The 23,694-nt window shown below is 70.3% G+C and carries 22 protein-coding genes and 1 pseudogene; 16 read left to right on the top strand and 7 right to left on the bottom strand.

Translation table 11 applies throughout. From position 1 onward, the window contains the following. Positions 1-2: 2 nt before the first annotated feature. The 3 genes from metE to ACZ7LU_RS07950 all read left to right on the top strand — a co-directional run bounded on the left by metE (position 3) and on the right by ACZ7LU_RS07950 (position 3,842). The gene (gene metE, locus ACZ7LU_RS07960; RefSeq protein ID WP_471916073.1) at positions 3-2,321 is read left to right on the top strand and encodes a 5-methyltetrahydropteroyltriglutamate--homocysteine S-methyltransferase; all 2,319 of its coding nucleotides are present in this window, start codon (positions 3-5) and stop codon (positions 2,319-2,321) included. Between the two features lie 162 nt (positions 2,322-2,483). Continuing rightward, positions 2,484-2,897: a hypothetical protein gene (locus ACZ7LU_RS07955; protein ID WP_468714070.1), complete on the top strand. Its 414-nt coding sequence runs from the start codon at positions 2,484-2,486 to the stop codon at positions 2,895-2,897. A gap of 48 nt (positions 2,898-2,945) precedes the next feature. Next, positions 2,946-3,842 carry an alpha/beta hydrolase gene (locus tag ACZ7LU_RS07950; protein ID WP_471916072.1) on the top strand — a complete coding sequence of 299 codons (897 nt, stop codon included), beginning with the start codon at positions 2,946-2,948 and terminating at the stop codon, positions 3,840-3,842. Positions 3,843-3,864: 22 nt separating this feature from the next. Here the strand turns inward: ACZ7LU_RS07950 and ACZ7LU_RS07945 are convergent, their stop codons facing one another. Next, the gene (locus ACZ7LU_RS07945; protein WP_471916071.1) at positions 3,865-6,603 is read right to left on the bottom strand and encodes a glycosyl hydrolase family 65 domain-containing protein; all 2,739 of its coding nucleotides are present in this window, start codon (positions 6,601-6,603) and stop codon (positions 3,865-3,867) included. 285 nt (positions 6,604-6,888) lie between these two features. Here ACZ7LU_RS07945 and ACZ7LU_RS07940 point away from each other — a divergent pair, with 285 nt between their 5' ends. Both ACZ7LU_RS07940 and ACZ7LU_RS07935 read left to right on the top strand, forming a co-directional pair. Continuing rightward, on the top strand, positions 6,889-7,947 hold the full coding sequence (locus ACZ7LU_RS07940; protein ID WP_471916070.1) for a vWA domain-containing protein: 1,059 nt from the start codon (positions 6,889-6,891) through the stop codon (positions 7,945-7,947). 42 nt (positions 7,948-7,989) lie between these two features. Further along, on the top strand, positions 7,990-8,364 hold the full coding sequence (locus ACZ7LU_RS07935) for a VOC family protein (protein ID WP_471916069.1): 375 nt from the start codon (positions 7,990-7,992) through the stop codon (positions 8,362-8,364). 42 nt (positions 8,365-8,406) lie between these two features. Here the strand turns inward: ACZ7LU_RS07935 and ACZ7LU_RS07930 are convergent, their stop codons facing one another. Then, on the bottom strand, positions 8,407-9,027 hold the full coding sequence (locus tag ACZ7LU_RS07930) for a TetR/AcrR family transcriptional regulator (protein ID WP_471916068.1): 621 nt from the start codon (positions 9,025-9,027) through the stop codon (positions 8,407-8,409). A gap of 89 nt (positions 9,028-9,116) precedes the next feature. On the opposite strand from ACZ7LU_RS07930, the gene ACZ7LU_RS07925 reads away from it, so the two are divergent. Further along, the gene (locus ACZ7LU_RS07925) at positions 9,117-10,607 is read left to right on the top strand and encodes an amidase (protein WP_471916067.1); all 1,491 of its coding nucleotides are present in this window, start codon (positions 9,117-9,119) and stop codon (positions 10,605-10,607) included. Between the two features lie 218 nt (positions 10,608-10,825). On the opposite strand, the pseudogene ACZ7LU_RS07920 reads toward ACZ7LU_RS07925, so the two are convergent. Further along, positions 10,826-11,797 (bottom strand): annotated as a pseudogene (locus ACZ7LU_RS07920) (TerC family protein); the annotation flags it as partial. A gap of 109 nt (positions 11,798-11,906) precedes the next feature. Between ACZ7LU_RS07920 and ACZ7LU_RS07915 the strand changes: the two are divergent. Continuing rightward, positions 11,907-12,779, top strand: a complete 873-nt coding sequence (locus ACZ7LU_RS07915) for an alpha/beta fold hydrolase (protein WP_471916066.1) — start codon at positions 11,907-11,909, stop codon at positions 12,777-12,779. Positions 12,780-12,839: 60 nt separating this feature from the next. On the opposite strand, the gene ACZ7LU_RS07910 is transcribed toward ACZ7LU_RS07915, so the two are convergent. Beyond that, positions 12,840-13,262, bottom strand: a complete 423-nt coding sequence (locus tag ACZ7LU_RS07910; RefSeq protein WP_471916065.1) for a hypothetical protein — start codon at positions 13,260-13,262, stop codon at positions 12,840-12,842. 62 nt (positions 13,263-13,324) lie between these two features. Next, the gene (locus tag ACZ7LU_RS07905) at positions 13,325-13,732 is read right to left on the bottom strand and encodes an STAS domain-containing protein (protein ID WP_471916064.1); all 408 of its coding nucleotides are present in this window, start codon (positions 13,730-13,732) and stop codon (positions 13,325-13,327) included. 365 nt (positions 13,733-14,097) lie between these two features. On the opposite strand from ACZ7LU_RS07905, the gene ACZ7LU_RS07900 reads away from it, so the two are divergent. Genes ACZ7LU_RS07900 through ACZ7LU_RS07890 form a run of 3 tightly spaced genes read left to right on the top strand, consistent with a single transcriptional unit; the run spans position 14,098 to position 15,355 of the window. Next, positions 14,098-14,463 carry a DEAD/DEAH box helicase family protein gene (locus ACZ7LU_RS07900; RefSeq protein WP_471916537.1) on the top strand — a complete coding sequence of 122 codons (366 nt, stop codon included), beginning with the start codon at positions 14,098-14,100 and terminating at the stop codon, positions 14,461-14,463. Continuing rightward, positions 14,379-14,936: an MEDS domain-containing protein gene (locus ACZ7LU_RS07895; protein ID WP_471916503.1), complete on the top strand. Its 558-nt coding sequence runs from the start codon at positions 14,379-14,381 to the stop codon at positions 14,934-14,936. Before ACZ7LU_RS07900 ends, ACZ7LU_RS07895 begins: the two co-directional genes overlap by 85 nt. After that, the gene (locus ACZ7LU_RS07890) at positions 14,936-15,355 is read left to right on the top strand and encodes an ATP-binding protein (protein ID WP_468084408.1); all 420 of its coding nucleotides are present in this window, start codon (positions 14,936-14,938) and stop codon (positions 15,353-15,355) included. Before ACZ7LU_RS07895 ends, ACZ7LU_RS07890 begins: the two co-directional genes overlap by 1 nt. On the opposite strand, the gene ACZ7LU_RS07885 is transcribed toward ACZ7LU_RS07890, so the two are convergent. Next, a complete protein-coding gene (locus ACZ7LU_RS07885; RefSeq protein ID WP_471916063.1) occupies positions 15,336-16,094 on the bottom strand; it encodes a chloride channel protein in 759 nt (252 codons plus the stop codon). The two genes, ACZ7LU_RS07890 and ACZ7LU_RS07885, sit on opposite strands and share 20 nt — an antisense overlap. Before the next feature lie 484 nt (positions 16,095-16,578). Here ACZ7LU_RS07885 and ACZ7LU_RS07880 point away from each other — a divergent pair, with 484 nt between their 5' ends. The 4 genes from ACZ7LU_RS07880 to ACZ7LU_RS07865 all read left to right on the top strand — a co-directional run bounded on the left by ACZ7LU_RS07880 (position 16,579) and on the right by ACZ7LU_RS07865 (position 18,971). Then, entirely contained in the window at positions 16,579-17,535 is a 957-nt protein-coding gene (locus ACZ7LU_RS07880) for a hypothetical protein (protein WP_471916062.1), read from the top strand. Positions 17,536-17,620: 85 nt separating this feature from the next. Continuing rightward, positions 17,621-17,926 carry a hypothetical protein gene (locus ACZ7LU_RS07875; RefSeq protein ID WP_471916061.1) on the top strand — a complete coding sequence of 102 codons (306 nt, stop codon included), beginning with the start codon at positions 17,621-17,623 and terminating at the stop codon, positions 17,924-17,926. 111 nt (positions 17,927-18,037) lie between these two features. Further along, a complete protein-coding gene (locus ACZ7LU_RS07870; protein WP_398304003.1) occupies positions 18,038-18,268 on the top strand; it encodes a chaplin in 231 nt (76 codons plus the stop codon). Between the two features lie 163 nt (positions 18,269-18,431). Further along, complete coding sequence (locus ACZ7LU_RS07865) at positions 18,432-18,971, top strand: GNAT family N-acetyltransferase (RefSeq protein WP_398304001.1); 540 nt, start codon at positions 18,432-18,434, stop codon at positions 18,969-18,971. Between the two features lie 82 nt (positions 18,972-19,053). Here ACZ7LU_RS07865 and ACZ7LU_RS07860 read toward each other — a convergent pair whose 3' ends face one another. Continuing rightward, on the bottom strand, positions 19,054-20,166 hold the full coding sequence (locus ACZ7LU_RS07860) for a DUF6183 family protein (protein ID WP_471916060.1): 1,113 nt from the start codon (positions 20,164-20,166) through the stop codon (positions 19,054-19,056). 241 nt (positions 20,167-20,407) lie between these two features. Here ACZ7LU_RS07860 and istB point away from each other — a divergent pair, with 241 nt between their 5' ends. Together istB and ACZ7LU_RS07850 are read left to right on the top strand one after the other, a co-directional pair. Next, a complete protein-coding gene (gene istB, locus ACZ7LU_RS07855) occupies positions 20,408-21,664 on the top strand; it encodes an IS21-like element helper ATPase IstB (RefSeq protein ID WP_471916059.1) in 1,257 nt (418 codons plus the stop codon). A 477-nt stretch (positions 21,665-22,141) separates the two neighbouring features. Further along, entirely contained in the window at positions 22,142-23,620 is a 1,479-nt protein-coding gene (locus ACZ7LU_RS07850; protein WP_471916058.1) for a sugar transferase, read from the top strand. Positions 23,621-23,694 lie beyond the last annotated feature (74 nt).

Below are 23,694 nucleotides of genomic sequence, written 5' to 3'. Positions count from 1 at the left end.
CCGTGACCACCAAGCCCGCAGCCGCGGCAGCACGGGCCACCGTGTACGGCTACCCCCGCCAGGGCCGCAACCGCGAACTGAAGAAGGCGATCGAGGGCTACTGGAAGGGCCGCGTCACCGCCGACGCCCTCCGTACCGCCGCCGCCGACCTCCGCCGCGCGAACTGGCAGGAACTCGCCGACGCCGGCATCGGCGAAGTCCCGACCGGCGACTTTTCGTACTACGACCACGTCCTGGACACCACCGTCATGGTCGGCGCCGTCCCCGAACGGCACCGTGCCGCGGTCGAGACGAACACGCTCGACGGCTACTTCGCGATGGCGCGCGGCACGCAGGACGTGGCGCCGCTGGAGATGACGAAGTGGTTCGACACGAACTACCACTACCTGGTGCCCGAGTTGGGTCCTGGCACGGTGTTCAGCGCCGACTCCACCAAGCAGGTCACCGAGTTCAAGGAGGCCCGGGCGCTCGGCCTCGCGGCCCGGCCCGTCCTCGTCGGCCCTGTCACCTACCTGCTGCTCGCCAAGCCCGCGCCCGGGGTGGCTCCCGACTTCGACCCGCTCACCCTCCTCGACCGTCTCCTGCCGGTGTACGCCGAAGTCCTCGCGGACCTGCGCGCGGCGGGTGCCGAGTGGGTCCAGCTCGACGAGCCCGCCCTCGTCCAGGACCGCACGCCGGCCGAACTGAACGCGGCCGAGCGCGCCTACCGCGACCTGGGCGCCCTCACCGACCGCCCCAAGCTCCTTGTCGCCTCGTACTTCGACCGGCTCGGCGACGCACTGCCGGTGCTCGCCAAGGCCCCGGTCGACGGCCTCGCCCTCGACTTCACCGGGGCGGCCGCCGCCAACCTCGACGCGCTCGCCGCCGTGGGCGGCCTGCCCGGCAAGCGGCTCGTCGCCGGTGTCGTCAACGGCCGCAACATCTGGGTCAACGACCTGGAGCAGTCCCTGGCCACGCTCGGCACCCTGCTCGGACTCGCCGACCGGGTCGACGTGGCCGCCTCCTGCTCACTCCTCCACGTCCCCATCGACACGGCCCTCGAACGTGACATCGAGCCGCAGATCCTGCGCTGGCTGGCCTTCGCCCGCCAGAAGACCACCGAGATCGTGACCCTCGCCAGGGGCCTGGCGCGGGGCACGCACACGATCTCCACCCAACTCGCCGCCAACCGCGCCGACCTGGCGTCGCGGGCGGGCTCCCCCATCACCCGCGACCCGGCCGTCCGCGCCCGTACCGAAGCCGTCACCGACGCCGACGCACGGCGCTCCCAGCCGTACGCGGAGCGGGCCGCGGCCCAGCGCGCCACCCTCCGCCTCCCCCTCCTGCCGACGACGACCATCGGCTCCTTCCCGCAGACCGGTGAACTGCGGGCCGCCCGCGCCGACCTGCGGGCCGGACGGCTCGACGGCGCGGGGTACGAGGAGCGCATCAGGGCCGAGATCCAGGAGGTCATCTCCTTTCAGGAGAAGGCTGGCATCGACGTCCTGGTGCACGGCGAGCCCGAGCGCAACGACATGGTGCAGTACTTCGCCGAACAGCTCACGGGCTACCTCGCCACGCAGCACGGCTGGGTCCAGTCGTACGGCACCCGCTATGTGCGGCCGCCGATCCTCGCCGGTGACATCTCGCGGCCCGAGCCGATGACGGTGCGCTGGACGACGTACGCCCAGTCCCTGACGGACCGTCCCGTCAAGGGCATGCTCACCGGGCCCGTCACCATGCTCGCCTGGTCCTTCGTCCGCGACGACCAGCCGCTCGGCGACACCGCCCGCCAGGTGGCGCTCGCCCTGCGCGACGAGGTGAACGACCTGGAGGCGGCCGGGACCTCGGTCATCCAGGTCGACGAGCCCGCGCTGCGCGAGACGCTGCCGCTGCGCGCCGCCGACCACCCCGCCTACCTCGCCTGGGCCACGGAGTCGTTCCGTCTCACCTCCGGTGGGGTCCGTCCGGACACGCAGATCCACACACACATGTGCTACGCCGAGTTCGGGGACGTCGTCCAGGCGATCGACGACCTCGACGCCGACGTCATCAGTTTGGAGGCGGCCCGCTCCCACATGCAGGTCGCGCGCGAACTCGCCGCCCACGGCTATCCGCGCGAGGCGGGCCCCGGCGTGTACGACATCCACTCCCCGCGCGTGCCGAGCGCCGAGGAGGCGGCGGCCCTGCTGCGCAAGGGACTCGACGCCATCCCGGCCGAACGGCTCTGGGTCAATCCCGACTGCGGCCTGAAGACGCGCGGCTGGCCCGAGACCCGTTCCTCCCTGGAGAACCTGGTCGCGGCGGCCAGGACGGTCCGTGCGGAGCTGACCGGCTCCTGACGGCCTGACGCGGTGTGACGGAACCGGGCGGGAGCGGCGTGCTCCCGCCCGGCAGGGCACGCCGGCACAGGGATGTTCCTTCGCGCTCGGCAGCGCGTTGCACTGTGGAAGGATGCGTTCAGCCGGACAGCACTCCACGCCCCACTTCCAAGGCCGGACGCCATGAGACAAGTTCCCTCCCTCCTGTTCGTCCTGTACGTGGCCTGCGCCGTGTGCAAAGCGCGCGTCGCCCACCTGGAGTTCACGCCTCCCGGCATGGATCCCGTGAGCATGCCGCGCTGGAGCGCGCTGAGCCGCGCCGCCTACGCCGCGTCGAGAAGTCCCTCGCTCTGGTGGTTCACCGTGGAGAGCGAGGCGTACACGAACGGCGCCGGTGAGAACATCGCCGCCGAGGACGCGCGCCGCTACCGCGACGCCTTCCGCTACCCGCGCACCTTCGCCCGCGTCCACACAGCCGGCCTCAAAGGGGACGCGGGCTTCTGCGCGGAGTGCGACGTCCCTTACTGCGCCCGGCACTGGCACCTGCGGGACGCGGACGGTGAAAGAGCTCTGTGCCCGCTGGGACACCGGCGCTGACGGGGTACTCGGACCGCCCTTGCGTGGTTCGAGGCACAGGAGGTGCACGTGTTCGAAGGTTTCGCGTTGACGCGCCGTGCGGGCGACGGGGTCGAGCTGCGGGTACGCCACGGCGGCGACGGTCCCCCGGTCCTGCTCCTGCACGGCCATCCGCGCACGCACGCGACCTGGCATCGCGTGGCTCCCCTGCTCGTCGCGGCGGGGCACACGGTGGTCTGCCCCGATCTGCGGGGCTACGGCGCGTCCGAGAAACCTCCGACCGACCCGCGGCACCGCCCGTACGCGAAGCGGGCCATGGCCGCGGACTGCGTGGAGGTCATGCGCGGCCTCGGGCACGAGCGGTTCGCCGTCGTCGGGCACGACCGGGGCGCGTACGTGGCGACGCGCCTCGCCCTCGACCATCCGGAGGCCGTGTCGGCCGTCAGCGTGCTGGACGCCGTCCCCATCGGGGAGGCCCTGCGGCGCTGCGACGCGACGTTCGCCGCGAGCTGGTGGCACTGGTTCTTCCTCGGCCAGACCGACAAGCCCGCCGAGCGCGTCATCAACGCCGATCCCGACGCCTGGTACAAGGCCACTCCGGAGGCGATGGGCGCCGAAGCCTTCGAGGACTACAGGCGCGCGATCCACGACCCGGCCACCGTGCACGCCATGTGCGAGGACTACCGGGCGGGTCTCGGTGTCGACCGGGAGCACGACGACGCCGACCGGCAGGCGGGCCGGCGCATCATCTGTCCGCTCCAGGTGCTGTGGGCCACCCGCGACGACATGACCGATCTCTACGGCGACGTGCTGAGCGTCTGGCGCGACTGGGCGGGCGACCGGCTGGCCGGAGGACCGATCCTCTCCGGCCACCACATGGCCGAGGAGGCCCCCGCCGAACTCGCCGCCGCCCTCCGCGAGTTCTGGGGAGGTCTCGCCGTACGGCGGGGCCGCACCCACGGGTGAGTACGGCCCTGCCGACGAGCCGCTAGTTCACCGTCAGCTCCGCGATCCCGGGGTGCTTCTTCGCCCCCTCGTCACCGCTCACCGTCACCCGGACGTATCGCGCGAGTCGCGCGTCGTCCGCCTCCGCGCGGTGCCAGTGGCGGCCGTCGAGGGAGAGCTCGACGGTGTGGGCGGCGGGCTCGGTCTCGGTCCAGGTGGGGGTGACCTTGTCGACACGGACGGGCTTGGTGAGGTCCGTCGTCAGATGGCCGCGCGCCCCGTCCGGGACCCAGGCCGTGGCGGAGTTCCAGTCGACGGCGGCTCCCGCGTACATGCCGGGCTGCTCGGACGAGGCCGTGGCGGTGGTGCAGCGCGCCGCGTTGGTGGTGGGTGTCAGGTCGGGGCGGCGGGTCTTGAGGACGGCCGGGGCGCCCTTGCTGACGATCTGCTCGCCCTGCGGGGTGTCGAGCGTCATCGGCGCTCCGCCGGTGAGGCGCACGGTGGTGCGGTGGGCGCCGAGCTCGATGTCGTACGTGCGTCCCTGCCAGGTCAGTCCGCGCAGGGTGACGCCGCGGTCGAGCTGCGGAGGGAGCATCGGGTCGAGGTGGAGACGGTTCTCCCGCATCCGCATGCCGGTCAGGCCGTTGGTGAAGGTCTGCAGGAAACCGCCCTTGCCGGTGAGGAAGTCGTGCGCGGGCGAGCCCGACAGCGGGTCCTCGGCGCCGGCCTTGTCGCCGCGGGCCTCCGAGAACTGGGCGAACGGGCCGCGCACGAACGGCTTGATGGAACGCTCCAGATAGGTGTAAGTGGAGCAGCCGGGCTCACCGATCCCTGCGGCGTCGATGGCGTGCACCGAGTCCGTCATGGCGGGGCCGTCCGGGTCCGTGCGCTGCGCGTAGTAGTCGAGGGTGGCGGCCGCCGCCCCCTCGGGCATCCGCCATTCCAGCGGATACATCAGGAGGACCGTGTCGGCCTGCTTGATGGTGCTGCCGTCGTAGCCGTCGTACTGCTGAAAGACCTTGCGGCGCTCGTCGTACGGGATCCGGATGCGGTCGGCGACGGTCTGCCACTCGGCGGGTGCCCGCTCGCCGAGCAGTTCGGCGGCGCGGGTGGCGTGGCGCAGGGCGGTCACGGCACCGGCGTTGGTGAAGACCGCGTCGTCGACGCCGTTGCTGTACTCGTCGGGTCCCGCGGTGTCCTTGATCGAGTAGCTGCCGTCCTTGTTGCGGCTGACGCGGCCCGCCCAGAACTCGGCGATGCCCTTCATCACCGGCCAGCCGCGCTCGCGCAGCCAGCGGGTGTCCTTGGTGGCCAGGTAGTACTGCCAGGTGGCCAGGGAGATGTCGGACTGGAGGTGGATCTGGGTGCGGCAGTGGGGCGGGTCCACGCTGTGGCACTCCTTGGCCAGGTCGCCCGAACTGCCGCTGTTCCAAGGGTAGAAGAGCCCTCGGTAGCCGAGTTCGCGGGCGTTCTCGCGGGCCTTCGCGCGGGTCCGGTAGCGGTAGTCGATCACGGATCTGGCGAGTTCGGGCCGGGTGGCGAGCAGGGCCGGGTACATCCACGTCTCGGCGTCCCAGAAGACGAGGCCCGCGTAGTTGTCGCTGGTCAGGCCTGCCGGAGCGATGCTGTTGGCGGCACCTTCACGGGTGTTGGAGAGCAGCCCGTACTGCGCGGACCGCACCCACGCCTGCATGTCCCGCCGCCCGCGCACCTCGATGTCGCTGCGCCAGAGCCGCGACCAGGCGGCGGTGTGGGAGCGGAACAGGGCCTGCCAGCCGCGGTCGGCGGCACGCCGCGAGGTGGCGGTGGCGTCCCGGCGCGGCGCGCGTGAGGTCAGGGCCGTGTCGACGCCCACGTACTTGGTGAAGTCGTACGACTGCCCGCGCCGGACCGGCAGCTCCAGCGCCTGACGTGCGGTCAGCCCCTTGGCCCGGGCCGCCCTGCGCGTCGACGCGGCGTGCGCTCCGCGTCCGGCGCGCAGGGTGGAGGCGACGGCTCCGTCGACCTTCGTGCCGTCCGTGCGGAACGCCACGTCCATGCTCGGTGCGGTCCGGCCACCGCCACGGTGCTCGCCGGTGCGGTCGCCGCCGCCGGTCTGCTGAACACGCCGCGCGCCGCGCCCGTCCAGCATGTCGGTGACGGTCGCCTTGCCGCTCCAGTGCGGGGTCATGCTCATGCGTACGGCGCCCACGTGCGGGTTGGCGCGGTCGGCGAGCACCTCGTACACGAGGTCGGTGCGGCGGCCGTCGGCGGCGGTCCACGTCAGCGACGTCCGGACGAGACCGCAGCCGAGGTGGAGCGACTGACGGTAGTCGGAAATGCGTCCGGACGGCGTCGAAGAGTTGAAGGTATCGGCGTGGGCTCCGCCGGTGCTGAGGGTCAGCGCGGTCCAGGTGGGCAGCGCGGCGACGGCCTGCCGGTCCTCGGCGGTCTTCTTGTTGTGGGCGTACAGGCCGGACACGAAGGAGCCGTCGTAGCGCGGGGTGAACAGCGGCCAGCCGGTCTTGGCCTCACTGTCGGCGTAACCGGCCCCGTTCGGCGGCACGCGCTGCCCCAGATAGCCGTTGCCGACGAAGGCGTGGTGGGTGTCCGTAGCGTCGGAGCGGGTGGTCGTGGTGAGCGTCCAGCCGTCGCCGTTCCCGCCTCGGCAGTCCGGGGCCGCGGCGTTGCCGCTCCGCGCCGGCTGGGAGGCGGCCGGCGGCACCGAGGCGACGAGGGCTCCGGCCAGCAGCACCGCGGTCAGTCGGGCGGCACGCGGCAGCGCACCGAGGGAGTACGTCATTGTTCTCCGTCACTCTGGTCACTCTGGTTCACCTGCGAGGTCCAGGGACCATAAATTTCCTGAACGAGTCACGTCAATAGTTGAGCACTATCAGTCAAGTGTCGAAGACATGAGAGACATGGGCGCGGTGTGGAGGTGGGACGTTTCGGCCCTGGGAGCTGAGCCCGGGCTGCGGTCGCGGCCCTCTCGGCACGAGCAGCGAGCCGGACAGCGCCAAGGCCGTTGTCAGTGCCTCCCCATAGAGTGAACTCATCACTCGGGGAGCTTCGGAGGGGGAGCAGAAACATGTCCGCAAACAGGATCCAGCACAAGGTGAATCACGTCGCGTTGGTAGTGGACTGTTCGGGTTCCATGCGTCCGCACGAGAACCAACTCATCCGCGTCGTGGACGAGTTCGTCGCGGGCCTGAAGGCCGAATCGGACAGCCTCGGCCACGAAACGCGAATCAGCCTCTACTCCTTCGACCACAGGGTGGAGAATTTGGTCTGGGACATGGATGTGAAGCATCTTCCGTCCATGCGGGGCCTGTACCGCGTCAACAATGGAGCGACGGCTCTCATCGAGGCTTCTTTGAAGTCCCTGGACGACCTGGGCCACATCTGGGAGGAGTACGGCGAGCACAGCTTCCTCCAGATCGTCGTGACGGACGGCGAGGAGAACGCCTCCGGAGGCGACCGGCGGCACGACGGTGACATGACTGTCCTCGGCCCCTGGCTCGACAGGATCACGGCGAAGATGGGCGGGCTCCCCGGCCACTGGACCTCCGCGATCCTCGTGCCGAACTCCCTGGCCAAGCGGACCGCCCAGAACTACGGTTTCCCCGCCGGCAACATCGCCATCTGGGACGCGGACTCCCAGAAGGGTGTCGAGGAGGCGATCGGCACCGTGCGCGCCGCCGCCACCAGTTTCCTCCGCGGGCGGGAGCAGGGCCTGCGCGGCACGAAGAACCTGTTCGCCGTCGGCCAGGACATATCGGTGGACGAGGTGCGGGCGAACCTCGAACCGATTCCGGCCGACAGATACCGCCTCTTGAAGGTCGACAAGGAGGTCGAAATCCGCCCCTTCGTCAATTCGCACCCGGGCGTGACGTACGAACGCGGCGCGTGCTACTACCAATTGGGCGCCCGGGCCCAGGTGCAGCCGAACAAGGAAGTCATCGTGGTGGAGAAGGACACCGACCGCGCCTATACGGGCGACGCCGCGCGCAGCCTTCTGTTCGGCACGGGAATTCAGGGAACCGTCTCTGTGAAGGCGGGAAACAACCCCAAACTGGAGGTGTACGTGCAGAGCCGTTCGGTGAACAGGAAACTCAAGCCGAAGACACGTCTGCTCATCATGCTCTGATGCTCTGAAAGCCCTGAATTCCCCGCATACCCCGGAGGTGCCATGTCCCCGCAGATGAAGTTGGCTGCGATAACGCTCGACTGCCCGGATCCACTGGCGTTGGCGGCGTTCTATCAACAGGCCACCGGCTTCGCGCCGCACCCGAAGTCGGACGCCGACTTCGCGGGCCTCAGCCGCGACGACGGCCTCTTCATCGGCTTCCAGCGGGTCGACGGCTACCGGGCCCCGCGCTGGCCCGGCCAGACGGTCCCCCAGCAGCTGCACCTCTGCTTCGACGTGGAGGACCTGGACGAGGCCGAGGCCTGGCTGCTGGGGCTGGGCGCGGGGAAGCCGGATCACCAGCCTCACGAGGCCGCGAGGGCGCGGGTTCTCACCGATCCGGCGGGGCACCCCTTCTGCATCTGCCGATCCAACTGATCGAGCTCATCGAGTTCATCGAGTTCATCCAGCTCGTCGAGCTCATCCAGCTGGTCGAGTCGGTCCTTCCTCGACGAGCTGGGCGATGATTCCCTCGACGATCCTCAGCAGCCGCTCCCCCGCCCGGTCGATGCTGCCGTTCTGCGTGCTGACCTGCGCCCCTTCGAGTACGAAGGTGATCGCGGCCGCGGCCTGCTCGGGGTCGGGGAGCCCCGCCGCGGCGCACATGCCGACGAGCCTGCGGGTCTGGCGGGCCTTGTGCTCCTCGATCACTCGACGGGCGGGGTGGGCGCGGTCGGGCAGTTCGGCGATGGAGTTGATGAACGGGCAGCCCCGGTGCGAGACCGAGGGCAGCCCCTCGGCGATGAAGCGGGCCAGGCCCAGGATCTGCTCCCTTGGCCTGTCGGGGTGTTCCGCCTCGACCCGGTCGAATGCCGCCTGGTAGTCGGCGGCGACGATCCGCAGCCACTCCGCGACCAGCGCGTCCTTGGTCTCGAAGTGCCGGTAGATCGCCATCTTGGTGGTCTCGGCCCGCTCGGCGATCGCCTGGACGCCCACCCGGCGGATCCCCTCGCTCTGAAAGAGCTCTTCCGCCGCGTCGAGGATGCGCTCACGAGGGGGCAGCTTGGCCACCCTGCTGGGCCTTCTGTCGGTCGATGCCATGTCTGCTACGGTACCAACCCGTCCCGTGCGATACCGATCGGTATCATTCAGTACTCACTGGTATCGCTTGCTGCCTTGGGGAGTGACAGATGAGAGTGACCGAGTACGTGAGCTTCGACGCGGTCGGACTCGCCGAGCTGGTGGCCAAGGGCGAGGTGACGCCTGCCGAACTGGAGGCAGCCGCCCGCGAAGCCGCAGAGGCGGTCAACCCGCGGCTCAACGCCATCGTCGAGACATGGCCGACCGACGACGAACCCAAGTCCCCCAAGAACGGCGGCAGTGACAGTGGCCGTGACAGTGCGCCCTCGGGGCCGCTCGCCGGGGTTCCCTTTCTCATCAAGGACATCGGAGTCTCCATGGCCGGGAGGCGGATGGAGTTGGGCAGCCGCCTCGCGGCCGGCCTCGTCGCCGGTGCCGATTCCTCACTGATGCTGCGTCTGCGGCGCGCGGGCCTCGTGACGTTCGGGCGTACCGCGACGCCGGAGATGGCCTACAGCATCACGACGGAACCGGAGCTGTACGGCCCGACCCGGAACCCGTGGAACGTGGAGCTGAGCGCGGGCGGTTCGAGCGGGGGCGCGGGCGCGGCCGTCGCCGCCGGCGTGGTCCCGATCGCGCACGCCACCGACGCCGCGGGCTCCCTCCGCATTCCGGCCTCCTACAACGGCCTGTTCGGATTGAAGCCCACCCGCGGCCGGGTCTCCATGGGGCCCGACGCCGACGAGGTCTTCAACGGCCTGGCCGTGCACGGCAGCGTAAGCCGCACGGTCCGCGACAGCGCGGCGCTGCTCGACCGGATCCGTGGCTCGGAGCCGGGCGACCCCTACTTCGCCCAGGAGCCGTCCCGGCCGTACGCGGAGGAAGTCTCCCGCCACCCGGGTTCCCTGCGGATCGGCGTGCTCCCCCAGGCGTGGGGGGGACGCCGCACCAGCGGGCCGGTGGCCGACGCGCTCTCCCGGACCGTGCGCCTCCTCGAATCCCTCGGGCATCAGGTGGAAGAGGCGACGGTGGATCTCGGGGTCGGCTGGGAGGAGTTCGTCCTGGCCAACGCCCGGCTGATGACGGCGAACCTCGCAGCGTCGGTCGACGAGTTGGCCGCCGCCTTCGACCGGCCCGTCGACTCCTCGACGCTCGAACCGGCGACCCTCGCGGGCTACTACTACGGGCAGCGGGTCTGCGGCGCCCAGTTCGTCAGCGCTCTCGCGGTCCGCAACCGGGTCGCCCGAAGCCTGGCACGGTACTTCGACACCCACGACGTACTGCTCACCCCGACCGTGCCGGAGCTTCCCATGCCCCTGGGCGCCTACACCGAGGGCGCGGAGGCGCTGGACGGGCTCGGGTGGATCGACCGCCTCAACGACCGTTCGCCGTTCACCATGGCGTTCAACGTGTCGGGCACGCCCGCCATGTCCGTCCCGGTGACGGCCGACGCCGGGACCGGGCTCCCGACAGGCATGCAGTTCGCCGCCGGCCACGGGCTCGAAGGGCGCCTCTTCCGCCTCGCCGGACAACTCGAACAGGCCGACCCGTGGTCAGGCCGGACCCCCGCGGTGTGGGCGGGCGACACCACGGGTCACTGACGGGAGTCCGGTGGGTGCTTGTGTGCGGGGTCCAGCCGGTAGTCGGGGCATTCGCGGTTCTGACACGCCCCGGGGACCCAGGAGGGCACGTACACCCCGAGGCTCTTGTGCCGGTGAATGGTCAGCGGCACGGTCTTCTTGCAGGTCGGACACGTGTGCGCCTCAACCTCAACCTCACGCTTCATTTTGACCATATCTTTACGATATGCCCGATACGTCTCATCGGAAAGTGGTCCGCTTCCTTCGGCCGCCGTGGGCTCCGGCGGTCGTTTGAGGCTGAGCACCACCGAACCCGTCAGGACGACGACGATGACCGCGAGGCTCACCGGTGAGGGGATCTCCGGGATGCCCGGGCTGATCATTTTGTGCGAGGCCTGGAAGATGAGCTTGACGCCGATGAAGGCAAGGATGATCGCCAGACCTTTGCTCAGGAGGTGAAAGCGGTCCAGCAGCCCCGCGAGCAGGAAGTACAGCGCCCGCAGGCCGAGGATCGCGAACACGTTGCTCGTGTAGACGATGAACGCGTCGTCACTGACCGCGAGAACGGCGGGGACGCTGTCGACGGCGAAGATCAGGTCGGCGGCCTCGATCGCCGCGACCACCGCGAGCAGCGGGGTCGCCATCCGCTTGCCGGCCTCCTTGACGAAGAACTTCGCCCCGGCGTACTCGTCGCTGACCGGCATGGCCTTGCGCAGCATCCGCACCGCGAAGCTCTTGCCCGGGTCGAAGCTCTCCTCGTCGCCCTTGAGGAGCTTGTAGGTGCTGTAGAACAGGACCGCCGCGAAGACGAACAGCACCGCCGTGAAGCGGCTGACCACGGCCACGCCGAGGGACAGGAAGATGCCGCGGAAGACGAGCGCGCCGATGACGCCGAAGAACAGCACCCGGTGCTGGTAGGCCCGGGGCACCTTGAAGTAGGCGAAGATCACGGCGAAGACGAAGAGATTGTCGACGGACAGGCTCTTCTCCAGCAGCCACGCCGTCGTGTACTCGGTGCCCGCCGTCGTACCGAGGACGACGAAGACGACCGCGCCGAAGACCAAGGCGAGGCTCACCCATACGACGCTCCAGGCGGCGGCCTCCTTGAAGCCGATGACGTGCGCGCTGCGGTGGGCCAGCAGGTCCACCGCCAGCGACACCACCACGGTCGCGGCGAAAGCCCCCCACAGCCACAGCGGGACCTCGAGCACACCGAACACCCTCGTCACGGCCGGCACGGCACCGGCCTCTGGTAAAAGTGTGCGCCACCGACCAGAAGCGGACCACTCACCCGCTCGCCCTCCCGGGTAGGTTCCCCCGGTGACCTTCAAGGAGACGCGGGGCCTCGCATCGATGACCGACGAGACGCAGTTGAGCTGGACGGCGCTGGGGGACACGAGGCGGCGGCCGGCCGTGGTCCTGCTCCATGGCGGCCCGGGGCTGCCGGACTATCTCGCCGATGTCGCGCCCATGGTCGCGGACCTCGCGCCCGTGTACCGCTACGACCAGCGCGGCACGGGCCGCTCCCCCTGGCATGGCCGCCACTCCCTCGCCCGCCATGTCGACGATCTCGCCGAGCTGCTCGACGTGTGGGACGTGCCGAGAGCCGTACTGATCGGGCACTCCTACGGCACCGATCTGGCGAGCCGGTTCTGCCTGCGGCATGCTGACCGGGTTGCCGCCATGCTGCTGATGTGCGGGCCGTTCGTCGGTGCCTGGCGCGCCGCGGAACGGGCCGAGCGCGCCCGGCGCATGTCCACGGCGCAGCAGGAACGGCTGCGCGAGCTCGAAGAGTTGCCGCACCGCACGGAGGAGCAGGAGGCCGAGCTCCTCACGCTGGCCTGGTTCCCCGACCACGCCGATCCCGGACGGAGGTGGAGCTGGGCCGCTCAGGCCGCTCGGCGGCGCCGCCCGGTCAACTGGGTCATGAACGCCGAACTCGGCGCGGAAGGACGCGCGGATCCGCTGGACGAGCACCTTGCCGAGCTGCGCGCGTGCCTGCCCGCGCGGACGGAGCTCCTCGGTGGGGCCGGAGATCCCCGTCCCGTGTCGGCGCTGGAGTCACTGGCGCGCCGGCTCGCGCTTCCGTTGACACGGATCGAGGGCGCGGGGCACGAGCCGTGGCGGGAGCGGCCCGAGGCCGTGCGGAGTCACCTGCGGCGATTCGTGCGCGGCGCCATGGATGCCGCCTAGGCCTCGGGGCCGGGCCGCTTCCTGCGCGACGAACCCCTCGGCCGCCCCGGGGGGCGTGCCTCAGTCGGCTCCGGACCCGCCCTCGCCCCCGTCCAGGACCTGCGCGGCCATGCGCAGACAGATCGCGGGCAGCTCTGGCGCACTGCGCACCCAATCCTCGGTGTCGACGCCGGCGACCACTCCCGCCGTCCAGATCGTCGCCAGCAGCCGCGTGGCCAGGTCGCGCTCCGCATGCCTCCCCGCCGGAGCCTCGCGGCGGACCGCGACGGTCGCCCGCTCGATCAGCGACGGTTCCAATAACCACCGGATGCCGGCTCCGGCCTCCACGAGGAAGCCGGAGTAGATCGCCATGAAGATGCGCGCGGTGTCGGACTCGTTCTCCAGTCCGACCCGGGCCTGCTCGGTGAGCTGGGAGACCAGGCCCAGATGGTCGCCCAGACGGCTGACGGGGGTCCCACGCCCCCGCCGTTCGCCACTGGCCATGTCCGCACCAACCCATCCAACCGTCCGACCCGTCTGCCCCGTCTGCCCCGTCGATTCCGGCATCAGGGTGTCGCCCTGCCGGTCTCGGGCCGACCCTGGCTGTCGCGGGAGGGCTCGTCACCGGCCAGCGCCTGCTCCACGCTGTCGTGGATCGCCAGCAGAGAGTTCAGACCCACCATCCGCAGAACCGCGCGAGGCCACCTGCGGGAGACCACCACCCGCACCGGTACCCCGTGCGTGCCGGCCTGCCGCCGGAAGTCGTCGAGCACCGCGACGCCGGCGATGGTCAGAAACGGCGCGGCCGACCAGTCCACGACCACCGCGGTCGGCCGGTCGTGCGAGGCGGGGGCCAGCAGGGTGCGGCACACATCACGCAGCTCCTGCCGGAGCGGTTCGGCGTTGCTGATGTCCACTTCCCGCGGCATCTCCACGATCAGACACCCGTGTCTGGCAGAGGTTCGCAGCGTCATCCAGACCACCTCCGTACGGCCAAATCGACTGCAGGAGAAGGAACTTCAGCGCCCAGCAGCAGTATGCCCAATCGTCGAGCGGACTGCAGCCGCCCCAACTGGACCGCGCACCGCGAACCGGGCGCCCTCACGGATTCGCCCGATCAGAAGACGACAGGAGTCGGCCCCACTTCAGCTCCGTACGATCAGCAAGAGCACCGATTGGGGCGACGGGCGTCGATTCCCTACTGAGCCCGCCTGAGCGCGGATCAGATCACTAACGTAGGCACCAGTTCCGCAGATTGTGTTACTCGGCGGTCCGTTCGGTGTCTTGGGGGTGAACGATGGCCGCTGCTGATGATGCGGCATCTGCCGGCACAATGCCGGTGCAGCAGCTTCGGGCGGGAGACCACGCCTTTGTCAGCTACGAAGACGACGACGCGGGCCGCGACGTGGTGACCACGTTCGCGTGGACCGGGCTCGCCAAGCGCGAGAAGGTGATGGTCTTCGCCGCGCCGCAGCTGGCCGACAGCGAGGTGTGGAACCGGCTCGAAGTCCCCGGGCCGCTGCTGGGCGCCGCCCGCGAGCGGGGGCAGCTGGTGGTCAGCAGCATGCGCGCGCTGATCCACCCCGCCCCCACTACACCCCAGAGCGGCAGTGGCAACGCATCGAGGAGGAGACCGACCGTGCCCTGGAGGAGGGTTTCCGCGGTCTGCGCACCTATATCGACATGCACTGGGTGGGCGACCTGAACGCCGACGTGGCGGTGATGATGCACCGCGAGTCCCACGCCCAGCACCTGTTCACCGACCGCCCGTACACCGAGATCTGTGCCTACGACAGCCGGTGGTTCACTCCCGAGGTGCTGAAAGCCATGCACAGGGCGCACCCTTGTCGGCTGCTGTCCCGCCTCGGAGCCCTGCACGCGGAGCAGTCGGACGGCACCGTGCGGCTGGCCGGAGAGGCGGATCTCGCCACCCGGGAAGAGTTCGTCGCCGCCGTACGCGAAGGGCTGGTGCGCACTTCGGACACGCGGCAGCTGACGGTGGACATGTCCCAGCTCGTCTTCCTCAGCGCGGCCTGCGCCGTGGACCTGCTGAGGCTGGTCGCGGCCTCCGAGCACGACGGAATCCACGTCCACTGTCATCCGGCGGGCGCCCGCATACTGCGCCGGGCAGGTGCCGACAACATGCCCGTCCTGGTGCTCAGCGAGGTGAGCCGCTGATGTCATCACCCGGCTCCCGCGACCTGCCCACCACTCCCCTGCTGGAGTCCCCCCTCACCCAGGAGGACCTGCCCCGGCTGCGCATGCTCATCGACCGGTACGCCGACCGCGAGGGGCTGCCCGAACCACGGCGCGGCGACTTCATCGTGGCCATCGACGCGGTGGCCACCGACACCATCGCGCACGCGGGCGGCGGCGGCACGCTGTCCCTGCAGCGCGCCGACGGCCATCTGGAGTGCCGTATCCACGACCGCGGGCCGGGCTTCACCGCGGACGTCGTTCCCGGGCCGGCCCGCGGGAACGACGGGCACACCGTGGGGAGCGGACTGTGGCTCGCCGGTCGCATCACCGACCACCTCACGGTCTCCGCGGGCGCCATCGGAGCCGTCGTCACGCTCGTCATGCGGCTGCCCCACTGACGACCGTCTCGTCGTCCTTGACGCGCATGTCCGGGCGTACGGTGACGAGGAGCCACGCGGGCAGCGCCGCGACGCAGAGCATCGGCAGCGGGTCGAGGTCCATGAGGACGACGGCGGTGGTGAAGAGGCTGAGCCGGCCCCGCCGCGTGGTGGCGAGCAGGGTGCCGAGTACGGCGCAGGTGATCGCCAGGGAGGCGGGCACCGAGTCGACGAGGGCGTGCGCGAGCATGCCGAGCGCGACGCCCACGAAGACGGCAGGAAAGATCCGCCCGCCCCGGAAGCCGCAAGACCCGGCGACGACGAGCGCGGCGAGCTGCACCACGACCAGGTGCAGGAGGTTCGTGGCGCTGTGGGCGCCGGCTTCCGCGGTCAGCTCCTTCACCTCGGTCAGCCGCTCGAAGAGGGTGAGGTGACCGCCCAGCGCACCGAGCACGCCGAGGACGAGTCCGGCGGCGGCGAGCATCAGCACGGGGTGGCCCAGCCGTCTAAAGGCGCGGTGGAACAGTGGGAAGGCGTGGACGGCGGCGAGCCCGACGAGTGCGGCGCACGAGCCGATCACCATGGCGGGGACCACGTCGATCAGGCGCGCGCCCGGGTGGGGCGCGATGTCGGCCTGGAACGCCCGATGCGCGATGAGCACCGTGGTCAGGGCTCCCGCGCCCGCCGCGACCAGCGGTGCGAAGAGCCGGTCCCACAGGGCGCCGCGGGTCGGCCGCGGAACTGATCTCGGAGAGGACAAGGGCCGCGGCGACGGGCGTGCCGAACAGCACGCCGATGGTCCCGGCAGCCGCGAGGTAGACCCAGGCGGTGCCGGGCGTGCGCGGCATGGCCCTCATGCCGAGCGCATACGCGAGGGCGATGTTGATCGCGGTGAACGGGTTCTCGCGGCCGAGGCTGACGCCGCCCGCGAGGCCGATGACCACGGCGAGCGCGAGGCCGGAAGGCCCCGCAGCGGCAGCGGCGGGTCGACCAGCCCCGTCGTCGCCGCGTCGGGCCCGGCGCGCTCCGGCGCCTGCCACACCACTAGGCCCACGACGAGACCGACCACAGTGCGGTGAACGGGCAGAGGCCCTTGTGAGGAATTCGCGGCTTACATACCTTTCGGCTGTTACATCGCTTATGGGTGGGCTTGATGTGAGATCCGTAACTTCGTGGATGTCGCCGCAACGGGGCGGCCACCCCACGAGAAGACGAGACCCATCCCCAGAAGGGCCCTCTTTCCCATGCGTATGACTCCCCGCGCCCTGCGCACCAGCATCGTCACCGCGACGGCCACCACGGCGATCACTCTGGGCGCCGCCTCCGGTGCTCTGGCGGCCACGCAGCACGTGCCGGCCACCGCTTCCGCCACGGTGACGGCCGGTACTCACAGCCACACCAAGCCGCACGCCGCGGCACACTCCAAGGCCAAGACGAAGCGGGTCTACGTGAAGACCGTGCGGCTGGCCTCGAAGGGGCACACGGCCAAGGTGTACAAGCTCGGCAAGAACAAGTACCAGGCCGACATCCTCTTCCACGGCAAGAAGGTCGGCGGTCTGAACGCGTTCGGCAAGAGCGCCCTGGGCAACCTGAACGGTCTGCACGTCAAGCTCACCGCACGCGGCGCGCTCTCCTCCTGGGTGGACCGGGCCAAGCCCGCCCCCAAGCCGAAGCCCAAGCCCAAGCCGCAGCCGGGCAAGCGCGAGCTGATCCGCATCGACACGCTGGTGGACGGCTCCATGGCCAAGGTCTACAAGCTCTCCGCCCACCACTGGCAGGCCGACATATTCGCCGGCAGCGCGGGCATCGGCACGCTCGACGCCAACGGCCGCTCCGCCTCGGGCGAGAACAACGGGCTGCATGTCGTCCTGTCCCCGGACGGCAGGCTCAGCTCCTGGTCCGACGACGACCAGGCCAAGAAGGACCCCACCCCCAAGCCGGACCCCACCCCTAAGCCGGACCCCACCCCCAAGCCGGACCCGACGCCTGAGCCGGTCCCGACCCCCACCCCGGACCCCGAGCCCACACCGGCCCCGGACCCGGACCCCCTCCCGGACAACGACCGGACGCCCGCCCCCGACGTCGTCCCGGACCCCGCGCCGAAGCCCGACGAGGTCAAGCCCGCCCCCACGCCGATCGCCCCGAGCGCGGACCCGGGCAAGGTCGAACTGGGCAAGGTCGAACCGGCACCCGCCGCCTGACCCGCGCCGCCCGCAACCGAGGCCCGTACTCCCTCGACACCCTCAACTCCCTCAACTCCCTCGACCAGCCGGAAGGACTGTCCCCGTGCCCGCGCGCCTGCAAGCCCTCCTCATCGTTCTCGGTGCCCTTGCCGCGACAGCACTGCCGACCGTCGCCGCGTTCGCCACCCAGCCGCACGTGCCGCCCACGGTGCCCCACAGCACACCGCGCGAGGAGATCCAGCCCGCCACGAACATCGTCGCCGAGCTCGCCGGCAAGACCGTCGCACGCTCCACCCGCAAGCCGCTGGGCATGGTCCCCGAACGGGCCGCACACTCGATCGCTCCGATCACTCCAGTCACTCCAAACACTCCCATCGCCCGTTTGGACCGTGTCCTCGGAATGAGCTGATCGTTGATCTTGCCGGGCGTCGGCCGAGTCTGCTGCTCCGGCCGTGTGACAAGTCGCGTTGCGGTCCACCAGGACGCCCCCGGACCGCACCGAACCTCTAGGAGTACTCATATGAAGAAGACGATGAGTGTCGTACTGGGCACCGGTGCCCTTGTGATGGGCAGCGCCGGCCTGGCGGCCGCCGACGCCGGTGCGCAGGGTGCGGCCCAGAACTCGCCGGGCGTGATCTCGGGCAACGCCATTCAGGTCCCGGTCCACGTGCCGATCAACCTGTGCGGCAACACTGTTGACATCATCGGCCTGCTGAACCCGGCCTTCGGCAACACCTGCGTCAACGACTGATCTGGCGCAGCACATTGCGGGAGCCAGCCGGCTCACCGCGGCCCGAGCGAGCGCACCGCCGACCTTCCCTTGCGGCGGTGCGCTCGCTCTGCCATGAGTACGGCACTGCTGGCACCGTCTTATTGGTTTGCCGCCCGCCCGTGCGGTCGGATAAGACTCTCGCATGTTGAAGGGGAACAAGATCGGGCTCAGGGCCCGGCACGAGGACGACATACCGGTGCTGCGGACCGAGCTCTACGACGACGTGGTCAACGCCGCGCGGGCCGAGGCCGGGCCGTGGCGGCCGATCACGCCCGGGGCGAAGGACCCGCGGCTCGTCGTGGACGACAAGGAGCAGGGGCTCGTCCCGTTCTCCGTGGTGGAGTTGGACGGCGGCACGCTGGTCGGCACCGCGACGCTGTGGGGCATCGACAACCACCACCGGTCCGCGCACATCGGCCTCGGGCTGCTGCCGTCCGCTCGTGGCAAGGGCTACGGCACCGACGTCGTCGCGACACTGTGCCACTACGGCTTCATCGTCCGCGGATTGCAGCGTCTGCAGATCGAGACGCTGGCGGACAACGCCGCGATGCTGCGCTCCGCCGAGCGCAACGGCTTCGTACGCGAGGGCGTGCTGCGCTCCTCGGCCTGGGTGCTCGGAGAGTTCCTGGACGAGGTGCTGCTCGGGCTCCTCGCCCATGAGTGGAAGCCGGCCCGGGACTAGCACGACCGGGCGGTACCTCCAGTCGGTCAGCCGCTCAGTGGGTTAGTCGATCAGTGGGTTAGTCGATCAGTCAGTCAGTCGATCAGTCGGTGTCCGTTGCCGCCAGTACGGCTAGCCGGCGGTGGTCGGGAGCGAGGGCGGCGATGCCGTAGTCGGAGCCGATCTCGTTGTGGAACCAGTCGCCGTCGGCCTCGAAGTGGAACCACGTGCTCTGCCGGGCGTGGCGCTCCACCTCCTCCGCGCTCGCGCCCGCCGGTGCGCCACTGAGTCCCGCGATCGAACGCCATGCCCACAGCCGGCCGTAGGCGGCCTGCACGCCCGAGCTGCCCATGCCGCCCATCGAGGCGGTGGCGAAGAGCAGGCGCCAGATGTCCGCCAGGGGGCGGACGGCGACTTCGAAGCGGCCGGTGGGACCGAGCCCGTCGACGCAGGACATGGGCAGCGTCGGCAGCAGCGCGGGCACCCGCTCGGGGGCGACGGGCTCGTCCGGCATGAAGACCCAGGCGTCGCAGGCGCCCCAGTCGCCGGCCTGCACGGCGGCCACGATGCTCTCGTGGACGTCCGTGGTCGCGATGTCCCGCAGGGCCGCCCGCTCGGACGTGCGGGGCGTCGGCGGGTCCGTCCGACCTTCGACGGGCAGCCCGCCCGGCACCCCGCAGGCGGAACCGTGCAGCGAACGGCTCGGGAAGTCGGCGTCGGCCTCGAAGTCGCGGCGGCGCACCGGGAGCCAGGCGAGCGGATGCCAGCCGGGGCGCACGAGCGGCCAGGAGCGCAGGGGCGGGAAGGCGTCGACGTCCACGCCTCGGAGCAGCAACTCGTGGAAGAGGCAGGCGCGGAGCTCGTCAAGGCGTTCCCATTCGGAGCGTTCGAAGACGGTCTCCGCCAGGTCCGTGACCCGATGGTGCTCCGCGAGGAGGGAGGCGACGAAGCGCGGCTGGGCGCCGTGGCCGGACGGGCGTTTCTCGTCGAGGAGTTGGAGCAGCTGGATCAGGCTGTCCCGGCCGGGGGTGAGGGCGAGCACCCTGACCACGTGGGCGAGTTGGCGCTCGTACTCCCGCACCTGCTCGGCGGCGGCCGCGTACCGGTCGGCCAGGAGCGACCCCAGCTCGCCCAGGTACGCCGTGTCACCTTGCGCGGCGCGCTGTTCGGCCTGGGACCACACGAGGTGGCCGAGATCGTCTCTGGCGTCTTCCATGGTCCGTCACCCTATGGCCGGCAACCGGACGCCACCACCGCCCTGCCCGGCACCCGGGGCGCGGATGTCGAAGGAACCGACGGACGGGACGTACCGCGCGGATTCACCCGGTTCTACGCATAGGAGGTCGGATGGGAGGACCTGTCCGACTGGATTTCTATTAACCCCAACGAGTGGCTCGAATTCAGATTGTCGGGAGCGGACCACAAGAATGACGGACCTCACGGCTGTTGGAGGTCTCGTGTCCCGCTCCGCCTCGCCCCCGTCGAACATGACCACCCTGGGGTGCGCCCTCTTCGCGACCCGTTGGCTCCAAGCGCCCCTGTACTTCGGCCTGGTGGCCGCGCAGGGCGTGTACGTCTACAAGTTCTTCAACGAGTTGTGGCACCTCATCCACCACGTCATCAGCGGGCACGCGGACGAGACGCACGTCATGCTCGCCGTCCTCAAACTCGTCGACGTGGTGATGATCGCCAATCTGCTGATCATGGTGATCGTCGGGGGGTACGAGACCTTCGTCTCGCGGATCGGCCTACAGGGCCACCGGGACCAGCCCGAGTGGCTCTCGCACGTCAATTCCAACGTGCTGAAGGTCAAGCTGGCCACGGCCATCGTGGGGATCTCGTCGGTGCATCTGCTCCAGATGTTCGTCGACGTGCACCACACGCCTCGGCACGATCTGCTGTGGGGGACGGTCATCCACATGGCGTTCATCGCCTCCGCGGCCATCCTCGCGTACATGTCCGGGCCCATGGCGGCGCACGAGACCAGGGCGCGCACCGTGAAGGAGGGTCCCCACGCCGTGGTCATTCCCGCCCAGCGGGACGGCGGCGCCGCGGACGGCGGCGGGGCGGCAGGCGGCGGGGCGCTGACGGAGCCGGGGACCGGTGCCGAGGAGCGCATCGAGGCCGCCGGTTTTCCCGCCAGGAAGGTCCTCGAAATGTTCGACGAGGGGCATCTGCGGGCGCCCGAGCCGCATGTGATCACCCGCCTCGGGAAGGTCGACTTCGTCACCCGCAAGGCGAACGTGGTGCTGCTCGGCGGCCCCGGCACGGGCAAGACGCACCTGGCGGTCGCCTTGGGAGTACGGGCCTGTCAGGCCGGCCACCAGGTGCTGTTCGCGACCGCCGCCGAGTGGGGCACCCGGCTCGCGGAGGCCAAGGCCGCGGGGCGGCTGCGCAAGGAGCTGGCCCGGCTCGACGCGTACGCGGTGCTCGTCGTGGACGAGGTCGGTTACGTGCCCTTCGACTCCGAGGTCGCCCACCTCCTCTTCCAGCTCGTCTCGCACCGCTACGAACGTGCCTCACTGATCGTCACCAGCAACCGGCCGCTTGGCCGCTGGGACGAGGTGTTCGGCGACAGCGCCACGGCTTCCGCGACGGTGGACCGTCTCGCCCATCACGCCGAGGTCGTCGCGCTCGACGCCGACAGCTACCGCACACGACGCCTGGAGGGCGCACCGGTCGCGGGCTGGGAGGGCTCCGGGCCGGCCTTCTGACCGCAGGCCGCACCACCCGCTGACCCCAGGCGGCACCACCCTGCCGGGCCCCGGCTTTCACCCCGCTATTCCCTGCGCGGACACCGGTTCGTTGAACCGGCATCAAACCTCGAGCACAAATTCCACACATCCCCTCTCCATAGCCGTCGCGATGGTCTAGATTGACCGTGCTTCAGCTGTTCGGACCTGAAGCAACGAGTAATGATCTATGGGTTCGGCGCCACAACCAGCAAGAAAGCGCTTCCCCGCGCCCTGCGCGGGGTGATCAATTCCTTGTGGCCCGAGAGCGGGCCTCGGATGCGGGGAGCACCCGGGGCCTCGACGGCGGGTTGACCGAATAGCGCTTGAGTGGCCGGAATTGCATGCGCGGGAGGCGGGGGCCTTCCGTGGGGGAGAACGGTGCGGCGCGGGGGACGGTCGTCTCCCGGGGGGAAGTGTGGGCGAACACGCCCAACCACTGGGGACCTGGGGGGTTCTGTGCGGCAGGGGGGATTAGTCAGCCCGATTCCGTCGGCGCGCGGGCGTCTGGCGGACGGGACGATCGACCGGCCCGCGATCGACTGGGAGCAGCGGTACAGACGTACCGTGATCACCAGCGATACCGTTGCCACCGCCTTCGTAGTGGGGGCGATAGGTATCTTCTTCGGGGCCCGGGACGCGGCCAACTGGCATGAGAAGTGGGGAATTCTCGCATTCGGCACCGAGCTGCTGGTGCTGGGGGCACTTTCGGTGAACCGGGCGTGGGCTCCGGCTGTTCTCGGCCAAGGAGCCGAGGAATTCCGCCGACTCGGACGTTCATTGTTTGCGGCGGTCGTCGTACTGGCGCTCGGCGGAATAGCCCTCACCTCGCGCAATATCAAACTCTGGATCTTCGTCGCGATCCCCGCGATCGCACTCGTCACCATGACCGCGCGGTATCTGCTCCGCCTCCGGCTGCACAGACAGCGGAAAGAGGGGCGGTGCCTGATACCGGTTCTCGCCGCCGGGAGTCCGGCCACCGTGCGCGACCTGATCACCCGGTCCCGCAAGCTGCCGCACCTCGGCTGGCGGGTGGACGCCGTGTGCACGACGGACGGCGCCGGGCTCGACGGTGACCACCTGGACGGAGTGCCGGTCGTCGGAGAACTGTCGGACGTCGCGGGCCACGTCCGCCGCGACGGCTACCGCGTCGTCGCCGTCACACCGGACCCGCACTGGTCACCGGACCGGCTGCAGCGGCTCGCCTGGAACCTCGAGGGCAGCGATGCCGAGATGGTCGTGGCCCCCGTGCTGATGGAGGTGGCCGGACCGCGGCTGCACGTCGACGCGGTGCTCGGGATCCCGCTGCTGCGGGTCAGCATGCCGGCCTTCACCGGGGGCCGGCGGGCGGTCAAGGCGGTCGTCGACCGGTTGGGCGCGGCGATCCTGCTGCTGCTGTTCGCGCCGCTGATGGTGCTCGTCGGGCTGCTCGTGCTGGTGGACAGCCGGGGCGGGGCGTTCTACCGCCAGCGCCGAGTCGGCAAGGGCGGCCGCGAGTTCACCATCCTGAAGTTCCGCACCATGGTCCCCGGGGCCGACCGGGCACGTGCCGAGCTGGCCGACCTCAACGAAGGCGCCGGCCTGTTGTTCAAGCTCCGCCGGGACCCGCGGGTGACCCGGGTGGGAGCGGTGCTGCGGCGGTACTCGATCGACGAACTCCCGCAGCTTTTCAACGTACTCACCGGATCGATGTCGCTCGTCGGTCCGCGGCCTCCGCTGCCGGAGGAGTCCGCCGCGTACGGCCCGGACATCCGGCGGCGGCTGCTCGTCAAGCCCGGCCTCACCGGCCTGTGGCAGATAAGCGGACGCAGCGACCTGCCGTGGGAGGAGGCGGTCCGCCTCGACCTGCGGTACGTGGAGGACTGGTCGCTCGCCCTGGACGCGGTGATCTTGTGGAAGACGCTGCGTGCGGTGCTCTCCGGGCACGGGGCCTACTGATGCGCGGCGGGCGGCGGCTCGGCTGTCCGGCCGACGCGGGGACAGCAGGCCGCAAGGGCCTGCCTGGGGGGAGG

The organism is Streptomyces sp. NPDC039462 (assembly GCF_055639375.1).
This window is presented reverse-complemented; position numbering and strand designations above follow the sequence as displayed.

Bases quoted from the DNA above. Each gene is read 5' to 3' on its own strand.
- ACZ7LU_RS07905 (WP_471916064.1), bottom strand. From the start codon at position 13,732: ATGACGCTGCGAACCTCTGCCAGACACGGGTGTCTGATCGTGGAGATG.
- ACZ7LU_RS07945 (WP_471916071.1), bottom strand. From the start codon at position 6,603: ATGACGTACTCCCTCGGTGCGCTGCCGCGTGCCGCCCGACTGACCGCG.
- ACZ7LU_RS07910 (WP_471916065.1), bottom strand. From the start codon at position 13,262: ATGGCCAGTGGCGAACGGCGGGGGCGTGGGACCCCCGTCAGCCGTCTG.
- ACZ7LU_RS07955 (WP_468714070.1), top strand. From the start codon at position 2,484: ATGAGACAAGTTCCCTCCCTCCTGTTCGTCCTGTACGTGGCCTGCGCC.
- ACZ7LU_RS07865 (WP_398304001.1), top strand. From the start codon at position 18,432: ATGTTGAAGGGGAACAAGATCGGGCTCAGGGCCCGGCACGAGGACGAC.
- ACZ7LU_RS07925 (WP_471916067.1), top strand. From the start codon at position 9,117: ATGAGAGTGACCGAGTACGTGAGCTTCGACGCGGTCGGACTCGCCGAG.
- ACZ7LU_RS07870 (WP_398304003.1), top strand. From the start codon at position 18,038: ATGAAGAAGACGATGAGTGTCGTACTGGGCACCGGTGCCCTTGTGATG.
- ACZ7LU_RS07940 (WP_471916070.1), top strand. From the start codon at position 6,889: ATGTCCGCAAACAGGATCCAGCACAAGGTGAATCACGTCGCGTTGGTA.
- ACZ7LU_RS07880 (WP_471916062.1), top strand. From the start codon at position 16,579: ATGCGTATGACTCCCCGCGCCCTGCGCACCAGCATCGTCACCGCGACG.
- ACZ7LU_RS07860 (WP_471916060.1), bottom strand. From the start codon at position 20,166: ATGGAAGACGCCAGAGACGATCTCGGCCACCTCGTGTGGTCCCAGGCC.
- ACZ7LU_RS07930 (WP_471916068.1), bottom strand. From the start codon at position 9,027: ATGGCATCGACCGACAGAAGGCCCAGCAGGGTGGCCAAGCTGCCCCCT.
- ACZ7LU_RS07935 (WP_471916069.1), top strand. From the start codon at position 7,990: ATGTCCCCGCAGATGAAGTTGGCTGCGATAACGCTCGACTGCCCGGAT.
- ACZ7LU_RS07890 (WP_468084408.1), top strand. From the start codon at position 14,936: ATGTCATCACCCGGCTCCCGCGACCTGCCCACCACTCCCCTGCTGGAG.